Origin of the sequence: Bradyrhizobium sp. (genome assembly GCF_049691595.1) — a bacterium.
Classification (GTDB): Bacteria; Pseudomonadota; Alphaproteobacteria; order Rhizobiales; family Xanthobacteraceae; genus Bradyrhizobium.
On the sequence record NZ_JBAVNZ010000004.1, the window covers coordinates 1 to 8901 of the forward strand.

Annotated in this window: 7 protein-coding genes; 3 read left to right on the top strand and 4 right to left on the bottom strand. The window is 64.4% G+C overall.

Annotated elements, in window-relative coordinates; all coding sequences use genetic code 11:
- Positions 1 to 1475, bottom strand: a 1475-nt coding sequence (locus WCE35_RS00145; RefSeq protein ID WP_424591327.1) for a GumC family protein, incomplete at its 3' end; no start/stop codon positions are given.
- A gap of 391 nt (positions 1476 to 1866) precedes the next feature.
- On the opposite strand from WCE35_RS00145, the gene WCE35_RS00150 reads away from it, so the two are divergent.
- The 3 genes from WCE35_RS00150 to WCE35_RS00160 all read left to right on the top strand — a co-directional run bounded on the left by WCE35_RS00150 (position 1867) and on the right by WCE35_RS00160 (position 6088).
- Positions 1867 to 2994: a glycosyltransferase family 4 protein gene (locus WCE35_RS00150; protein WP_424591328.1), complete on the top strand. Its 1128-nt coding sequence runs from the start codon at positions 1867 to 1869 to the stop codon at positions 2992 to 2994.
- Positions 2995 to 3133: 139 nt separating this feature from the next.
- A complete protein-coding gene (locus tag WCE35_RS00155) occupies positions 3134 to 4648 on the top strand; it encodes an undecaprenyl-phosphate glucose phosphotransferase (protein WP_424591329.1) in 1515 nt (504 codons plus the stop codon).
- Positions 4649 to 4819: 171 nt separating this feature from the next.
- Positions 4820 to 6088: an O-antigen ligase family protein gene (locus WCE35_RS00160; protein WP_424591330.1), complete on the top strand. Its 1269-nt coding sequence runs from the start codon at positions 4820 to 4822 to the stop codon at positions 6086 to 6088.
- Between the two features lie 44 nt (positions 6089 to 6132).
- On the opposite strand, the gene WCE35_RS00165 is transcribed toward WCE35_RS00160, so the two are convergent.
- The 3 genes from WCE35_RS00165 to WCE35_RS00175 form a co-directional block, all read right to left on the bottom strand.
- On the bottom strand, positions 6133 to 7311 hold the full coding sequence (locus WCE35_RS00165; RefSeq protein WP_424591331.1) for a saccharopine dehydrogenase family protein: 1179 nt from the start codon (positions 7309 to 7311) through the stop codon (positions 6133 to 6135).
- 168 nt (positions 7312 to 7479) lie between these two features.
- Complete coding sequence (locus tag WCE35_RS00170; protein WP_424591332.1) at positions 7480 to 8265, bottom strand: DUF169 domain-containing protein; 786 nt, start codon at positions 8263 to 8265, stop codon at positions 7480 to 7482.
- Between the two features lie 78 nt (positions 8266 to 8343).
- On the bottom strand, positions 8344 to 8901 hold a 558-nt coding region (locus WCE35_RS00175; protein WP_424591333.1), incomplete at its 5' end, for a YdcF family protein.

Here is an 8901-nt window from a genome sequence, read left to right on the forward strand (position 1 = left end):
GCCGCGGCCACGGCAGCGCCGGGCGCGGTCATGCGCAGCAGCTCGCCGGTCACGATCATGCCGGTCGCGAGCAACAGCGTCGCCAGCGTCGCGATCAGCACGATCGGCAGCTTCTTCGGATAGGCCGGCGTGTTGGAAACGGTGGCGCGCGAAATGATGCGGCCATCGGCCGGCGCCGCGTCGATATTCTCCCGCGTATTTGCTTCGCGGTATTTTGCCAGATAGGACTCCAGCAGGTCGCGCTGGGCCTTGGCCTCACGCTCCAGCGCACGAAGCCGGACGTCCTGGCCGTTGGTCGAGGAAGCCTGCCTCTTCGATTGCTCGAGGCTCGCGCTCAGCCCCTCGACCCGGCCGCCGGCGATGCGCGCGTCATTGTCGAGCGCGCGGGAGACCTTGCTTGCTTCCTCGCGCAACTGGCGATCGAGATCGGCGAGTTGCGCCTTCAATTCCTTGATGCGCGGATGGCCGCCGAGCAATGTCGAGGACTGTTCGGCCAGTTGCGCGCGCAGCGTCACGCGCTGTTCGGACAACCGGCGGATCAGTTCGGAATTGAGCACTTCCGAAGCCTCGATCGGCTTGCCGCCCTGCAACATCTCGCGGATCAGCCGCGCTTTGCTTTCCGCATCCGACTTCAGCGCGCGGGCATTGTTCAGTTGGGTGTTCAGTTCGCCCATCTGCTGGTTGGAGAGCGTGGTATTGTTGGTGCCGACGAACAGGCTCGACTTCGAGCGAAAATCCTCGACGCGCGATTCCGCCTCCGCCACCTTGTTGCGGAGGTTGTCGATTTCGCCCGACAGCCATTGGCTCGCGGATTTTGCCTGCGCCTGCCGGGCTCCCTGCTGCAGCCCCAGATAGCCCTCGGCGATCGAATTGGCGACGCGCGCCGCGAGTTCCGGATCGCGCGACTGGAACTCGATGACGATGACGCGGGATTTGTCGACGGCGTAGGCGGTGTAGCGATCGAAATAGGCCTCCAGCACCCGCTCTTCCGGCGTCAGCGAAAACGGATCGCGCCCGATTCCGAACAACGCCAGCAGCGACTTCAGCGGCGAAAATCCCCGCGGCACCGGATCGAATTCGGGGCGTTCGGCGAGCTCGTTCTTCCTGATGATCTCGCGCGCCAGATCGCGCGACAGCAACAGTTGCACCTGGCTCGTCACTGCCTCGGCGTCGAGCGCGCCGCGCTCCTCGCTGCGCTCGCCGTTCGGCCGCAAGAATATGTTCTCGCGCCCGTCAATCAGGATACGCGCTTCCGACTTGTATCGGGGGGTGACGGTGTTGACGGCGGCGATCGACAGCACGGCGGCCAGCACGGTCGGGACGATGATCCAGTTCCGCTTCCGGATCAGCGCCTGACCGAGCAGGCGCAGATCGAGATCGCCGGAGGCCGGCGCGGAAACGGCCGGCGCAAGTGGCGAGATCGCCCGTCGCACCGCCTCCCAGTCCCTGCCTGCACGCCAGAACGCCAAACGCATCGCACACTCCCGCGGACGCCGCTACCCTACCTGGACTTGACAGAACCTGGACTTCGCCGAACCTGGACTCGGCGGATTACAATCCACTAAGGTTGCCGCCGGGTTAATTCGCCCGATTTGCGGCGCGAATGTGAGCCCGCAACCTTGTCGCCGGTCATGTTTTGTTAACCATGAAAGCCCTAAATCGGGCGCAACAGTTTTTCAGGATTCTTGGATGCGAGGCGCGCGCGCCGCAGGAATGTGTCTGGTCGCTGCGCTCACCTTGTTGGGCTGCGTGGGCGCAGCCGTGCCGTTTGCGGTAGCGCAGCCAAGTGGTTTTGACGCTACCGCCCATAGTAAGTCGCACGCGATCGCACCCGTCCCGCTCATCGGCGAAAGCTGGCTCTGATCGATGACATCGGATCGGCCGCTCCGTATCCTGCACGCCGTCCGCGCCCCGGTCGGCGGCATTATTCGCCATATCCTGGATCTCGCCAACGGACAGATCGAACGCGGCCACCACGTCGGCATCATTGCCGACAGTCTGACGGGTGGCGAGCGCGCCGCGGCGGCGCTCGCCGCGATCGAGCCGCGTCTCAAACTTGGCGTTCGCCGGCTTGCCATCAGGCGCGAGCCTGGCCTCGCCGACATTCTGGTCTGGGCGAACCTGGTGCGCCTGATCCGGCAGCTAAAGCCTGATGTGCTGCACGGCCATGGCGCCAAGGCGGGTGTTTACCTCCGGCTGCGGTCCCGCTCGAAACGCAGCATTCGCGTCTACACCCCGCATGGCGGATCGCTGCACTACCCGCTCGACACGATGAAGGGCAATTTCTACAGCCGCCTCGAGCGCGCCTTGATGAACAACACCGACCTGTTCCTGTTCGAAAGCGCGTTTGCCCGCGATACCTATCAGCGGACGATCGGGACCCCGAGCGGTCTGGTGCGCTGCGTGTTCAATGGCGTCGCCGCCGAAGAGTTCGATCCCGTGGTCAGGGCCGACGACGCCACCGACATCGTCTATGTCGGCGAGTTCCGGCACATCAAGGGCGCCGATCTCCTGGTCGACGCCGTGGCGCGGCTGCGCGCCGACGGCCGACCCGTGACCCTGACGCTGGCCGGCGACGGCGAGGAACTCGACACCATCAAGGCCCAGATCCGGCGGTTCGCGCTCGGCGACGCCGTGCGCCTGATCGGCCATGTCAAAGCGCGCCATGGCTTTTCGAAGGGCAGGCTGCTGGTGGTCCCCTCGCGCGGGGATTCGATGCCCTATGTCGTGATCGAGGCGGCGGCCGCGGGAATCCCGATGGTGGCGGCGAATGTCGGCGGCATCCCCGAGATTTGCGGCCCCCACACCGATGCGCTGTTTGCCCCCCACAATGTCGACGCGATGGCGGCCGCGATCAAGACGGCGCTCGACGATCCCGCTGGAGCCGCGGCGCGCGCAAAATCGCTTCGTGAACGAATCGCCGCGCATTTTTCGCAGCAAGCCATGGTCGAAGGCGTATTGGCGGGCTATCGCGACGCGTTTGCCAATCGTTGACCGTTCTTTGCCGCTGTAACCGTTTCTTCCGATTTGTCCCGTAAGCCGTGAGGCGGGGAATTCCGCCCCGATGCGCGCATGCCCATCTGCTCGCGCAACAACGAATCTGGGACAAGTGGAACCGATGGACGCTCGCTCGATGTTGGATGCCACGGCGACCGCCACGGCCGACCGCCCGCCGGCCGAGCGGCGGCGCCGGCTTTCTCCCGCCGCGCTTGCCGTCGCCAGCCAGAAAGTCAAACCAGCCTATTCCCCGATCGTGATCGCGGGCGCGGTGCGCGCGATCGATTTCGTCATGCTCAGCCTTGTCGGCGGCGCGCTCTATCTTTTCCATGTGATGCCGCTGGACGGCTTTCGCTTCGAATATGTCGCGGCGGTCGTCGGCATGACCGCAACCGCGGTGGTCTGCTTCCAGGCCGCCGACATCTACCAGGTGCAGGTGTTTCGCGAACAGCTCCGCCAGATGACCCGGATGATCTCGTCCTGGGCGCTGGTGTTCCTGCTGTTCATCGGGGTGTCGTTCTTCGCGAGGCTCGGCAGCGATGTTTCGCGGCTCTGGCTTGCGTCCTTCTTCCTTGTCGGCCTGGCGGCATTGATCGCCGAACGCCTGTGCCTGCGGGCGATGGTGCGCGGCTGGGCACGCCAGGGCAGGCTCGATCGCCGCACCATCATCGTCGGCGCCGACCAGAACGGCGAACAGCTCGTCGAGGCGCTCAAGGTGCAGTCCGATTCCGACATCGAGGTACTCGGCGTGTTCGACGACCGCAACGACGATCGCGCGCTGGACACTTGCGCCGGCAGCCCGAAGCTCGGCAAGGTCGACGATATCGTCGAATTCGCCCGCCGCACCCGCGTCGACCTCGTGCTGTTCGCGCTGCCGATCTCGGCCGAGACGCGCATTCTTCAAATGCTGAAGAAGCTGTGGGTGCTGCCGGTGGACATCCGGCTTTCGGCGCACACCAACAAGCTCCGCTTCCGTCCCCGCTCCTATTCCTATCTCGGCGAGGTGCCGACGCTCGAAATGTACGAGGCGCCGATCACCGACTGGGATCTGGTGATGAAATGGCTGTTCGACCATGTGGTCGGCGCGGCGGTGCTGCTGCTGGCGCTTCCGGTGATGGGGCTGGTCGCGCTGGCGATCAGGCTCGACAGCCCGGGTCCGGTGCTGTTCCGCCAAAAACGGTTCGGCTTCAACAACGGGCGCATCGACGTCTTCAAGTTTCGCTCGCTGTACCATCACGAGGCCGATCCGACCGCGTCGAAGGTCGTGACCAGGAACGATCCCCGCGTCACCCGCGTCGGACACTTCATCCGCAAGACCAGCCTTGACGAGTTGCCGCAGCTCTTCAACGTCGTGTTCAAGAGCAATCTCTCGCTGGTCGGTCCCCGCCCGCACGCCGTGCAGGGCAAGTTGCAGAGCCGGCTGTTCGACGAGACCGTGGACGGCTATTTCGCCCGCCACCGCGTCAAACCCGGCATCACCGGCTGGGCGCAGATCAATGGCTGGCGCGGCGAAGTCGACAGCGAGCAAAAGATCCAGAAGCGCGTCGAGTTCGATCTTTATTACATCGAGAACTGGTCGGCGCTGTTCGACCTCTACATCCTCCTCAAGACGCCGCTGGCGCTGATGACGAAGAACGAGAACGCCTACTGATGCCAAGGACGTCATTGCGAGCCACCGGGTCGCGCGAATGCGCGCCCGATGACAGGCTCCGCGACGCAATCCATCGCGCCGCGTAAAGGAAGATGGACTGCTTCGTCGCATCCGCTCCTCGCAAAGACGGAAAGGGCGGTTCCGCTTGTTTTGCGAGTGCGTGAGTATCTGATGGCGTATGCGACTGCCGAGGCTTGCCTACCATCGGTGACGGCCGCACCGGGCGTGCTGGCATTGCAGCGCGCGCTGGTATGGCTGGCCGGCGCCTCCGTCGCCATCGTGTTTGTCGAACCGAGCCCCTATGAGCTGGTGACGCTTGCCGCCATCGTCATCTTTTTTGCCACCGGCTTGCGGCTTCGGCTGGTGTTGATGCCGCTGCTGCTGCTGCTGTTTGCCATCAATTTCGGCTACAGCATCGGCGCCGTTCCGGTCCTCGACAGGCCGGAAGTCGCCAGCTGGATCGCGACCTCCTGGTACATGGCGGTGACCGTGATGTTGTTTGCGATGGTTTTGTCCGAAGATGCCGCCGCCCGGCTCGACATGCTCCGGCGCGGCCTGATCGCAGGCGCGATGATCGCGTCGTTGGCGGCGATCGCGGGCTATTTCAACCTGGTTCCCGGCGGCCACGATCTGCTCACGCTGTATGGCCGCGGCCGTGGCACCTTCAAGGATCCGAACGTGCTGGGCGCATTCCTGATCCTTCCGTCGCTGTTGCTGCTGCAAAGCGTGGTTTCGGACCGGCTCGGAAAATCGTTCCGCAGCACGATCGCGCTCGGCGTGCTGGCGCTGGCGATCCTGCTGGCGTTTTCGCGCGCGGCCTGGGGCGGGCTTGTCATCACTGCCGCCTTCATGCTGGCGTTGATGGTGCTGACCAGCGCGTCGCAGGCGCAGCGTTCGCGCATCGTAATCACGACCATCGTGGCCGCCGCGATCGCGGCGATGCTGGTCGCGGTGCTGCTGTCGTTCGACTCGATCGCCGATATGTTCAAGCAGCGCGCGAGCTTCGACCAGAGCTATGACGATGGCCGCTTCGGCCGCTTCGGCCGCCACATCCTCGGCGCCGAGATGGCGCTCGAGCTGCCGTTCGGCATCGGCCCGCTGCAGTTTCACCGTTATTTTCCCGAAGACACGCATAACTCCTATTTGAACGCCTTCATGTCCGGCGGCTGGATTTCCGGCGTCTGCTATCCGGCGCTGGTTTTTGTCACCTGCTTCATCGGTTTCAGGTATGCCTTCGTGCGCGTGCCCTGGCAGCGCAGCTATCTGGCGATCTTCGCGGCGTTTCTGGGCACGGTCGGCGAAGGCTTCATCATCGACACCGACCACTGGCGGCATTTCTGGATGATGCTGGGCGCGATGTGGGGCCTGTTTGTTGCCGCCGAGCGCCATCGAATGCGTTCGAACCAGGCAGCCGTCACGGCGACCGTGACGGCTTCCTAGACCCCGTTCGCCTGGCTGCCGGTGACCCGGCTGCCGCCATTGGCTTATTTCTCGACCGTGAAGGTCAGGCCGGCATGGTCGACCAGCCGCCTGATCAGCTTGTGGCGCATCGCAGCACCGGGCGTCCAGATGCCCGCGGGAACATCCGGCGCGTCACGCAACAGGCATATCGCGCATTCCGAAATCATCTTCGAGGTCGAGCCATAACCGGGATCGCGATCGCCGCGAACGGCGGCGCGAACCTGACGCCCGTCCGCCGCGATGGCGACGAACAGCAGATCGTAGAGGCCGCTCTCGCGCTCTTCCTTCGACGGGCCTTCGCCGGGCTTCGGCGCGTTGGGACCGGTCTTTTCGGCGTTGGCGGCCATCACACGCTTTGCATTCGCCTCGCCCTTCTCGCCGGGGCCGGTCAGCACCATCTCGTCGTAGACGAACTCTTTGCCATAGGGAAAGTCCATCAGCATGTTGGAGCGATGGACGTTGCGCGTGTTGATCAACGCCATCATGAACGGCGCCGTCCAGGATTGCAGATCTTCCTCATAGGCCGGCCTGTTGCCTTTCGGTTGCTTCGCGCCGCTGAAGCCGGGCGTCAGGGCAAATGGATCGTTCAGGATGGCGACAAGGCTGAGGTCCCTGGCGACCGCCTCGAATGTCGCGCGCCCGCTCGCCGCCGTGCCGCCGGAGAGCGTGCCCCGCATGTCGCGCACGCGGCCCTTGACGCGGGACACCGGCGCGCCGAACACGCGCCTGGCTTCCTCCTGCACGAAGAACGCGCCAAGCTCGAACGGCACCGAGTCGAAGCCGCAGGAGAACACGATGCGCGCGCCGCTGGTTTTGGCGGCGGCCTCGTGCTTGTCGATCATCTGCCGCATCCAGATCGGCTCGCCGCAGAGGTCGAAATAATCCGTGCCGGACGCCACACAGGCCGCGAGCAGGTCTGAGCCATAAAGCTGGTACGGGCCGACGGTGGAGATCACCGACCTGGCCTGTGCCACCATGGCCTTCAGCGACACCGGATCGGCGGCATCGGCGACCATCAGCGGCGTATCCGCGCCCGCGCCGATCGCATCGCGCACGGCAGCGAGCTTGTCCTGGCTGCGTCCGGCCATCGCCCATTTCAGGCCGCTGTCGCCCTTGTAATGCGCGGCGAGATATTCGGCGACGAGCTGGCCGGTAAAACCGGTGGCGCCATACACCACGATGTCGAATTTCGACGATGACATGTTTGGTTTCCATGAGGTGATGATTGGATTTTTCCGTCATTGCGAGCGAAGCGAAGCAATCCATAGAGCCGCGAAAAGAAAGAATGGGTTGCTTCGTCGCTTCCGCCCTTCGCTTGTTGAGCTACGGCGGACAAGTCGCTCCTCGCAATGACAGCCAGTCGTCTAAGCTTATTTCCTGGCGTAGGAAACGCCCATTCCGGCGCGCACGTCGCTTTGAATACCATAGGGCGCGATCGGATAGCGCAAGCCGTTCCTGGCCAGCGCCTTCATGCCAATGATGGCCTTGGCGAGATGGGCGGGTGGCAGCGCCATCAGCATCTCCTCGTCCGGCACGCCGCCATAGCGGCGCTCGGCAAAGCACGGCAGCGACAGGCTGGGCTCGCCGGTCTTGAGCGCCCTTCCCCATGAATCCGCGCATGCGGTCTCGCCGACCACGCCCCATTCGAACTTCTTGTAGCCGGTATATTGCAGGCCGTTGATCAGGATGATCATCTGGCCGGGCGTCGCATAGACCAGGCAGATGTCGGGCGGATTGAGCCGGCCAGCGCCGAGCGGGCTTACCGCGAGTGCCTGATACCGGCCATAGGGCACGACATCGAGCGCTTGCTGGCGCTTGCGCGCATCTTCCGCGGTGCCATGCCAGACGCCGACATAGTTTTCCCCGGCGAGCCATTTTTCGTCCTGCGGTCCAAGCCCGATCACGGCGCGGCATTGCGCGCCGACCAGATCGTCACCGGTGATGCCGACGGTCCAGCCGAGCCGCGAGGCCATGCTGACAATCTGGTCGGTGGTGTGAACCGCCGATGGCCGCCGGATTTTTGGAATGGCCTCCATGTCCTCGACCCGCGCGAACATCTTGATGCCGGTCACGGTGGTTTTCAGGCGAAGCAGGCTGTTCAGATCGGCCACCATGCCGGCCGGATCGAATTGTTCCGGCGGCGTTTGCTGTTGCATGGCGTAAACTCCCCAATCGGCGAACCCTGCGCGCCTGTTGGCGCCAAGTCTAGCCTGATTGATTATGCGTTGCGACCGCTACTTCGGCACCGGTCCCGGCAGCCACTCATCGATCCGGCCGGTGGCCCGATAGGTGGCAAGACCCGTCCACTCGCGCACCGCAAGGTCGACGCGCCCCAATCCATCGACCGCGACATTGGCGAACGTCAGGAGATCGCCGCGCCCGCCGACCCGCCAGTCGACGGGATAAGGCTCCACCGCAAATCCCGCCTTTCGAAACAGGCCGACCGATCGCGGCATGTGGAACGCCGAGGTCACCAATAGCCAGCGCTCGCCATCTTTCGGCGCCACCAGCGCCTTGGCGAATTCGGCGTTCTCCCGCGTGTTGCGCGACCGCCGTTCCATGGTCAGCCGCGACCTGGCGATGCCGAGGCTTTCGAAGATTTCGCCGGCATAGTCGGCTTCCCGTGCATCGTTGGAAATCAGGTTGGCGCTGCCGCCGGAAAAAACAATGCGGGCGTTCGGATAGCGGTGGGCGAGCGCCGCGGCGGCGATGATACGGTCGGGCGCGCTTCGCACCACCGGCGTGGCATGCGCGACCGAAAGATCCGGCTCGATCGATGCGCCGAGCACGAT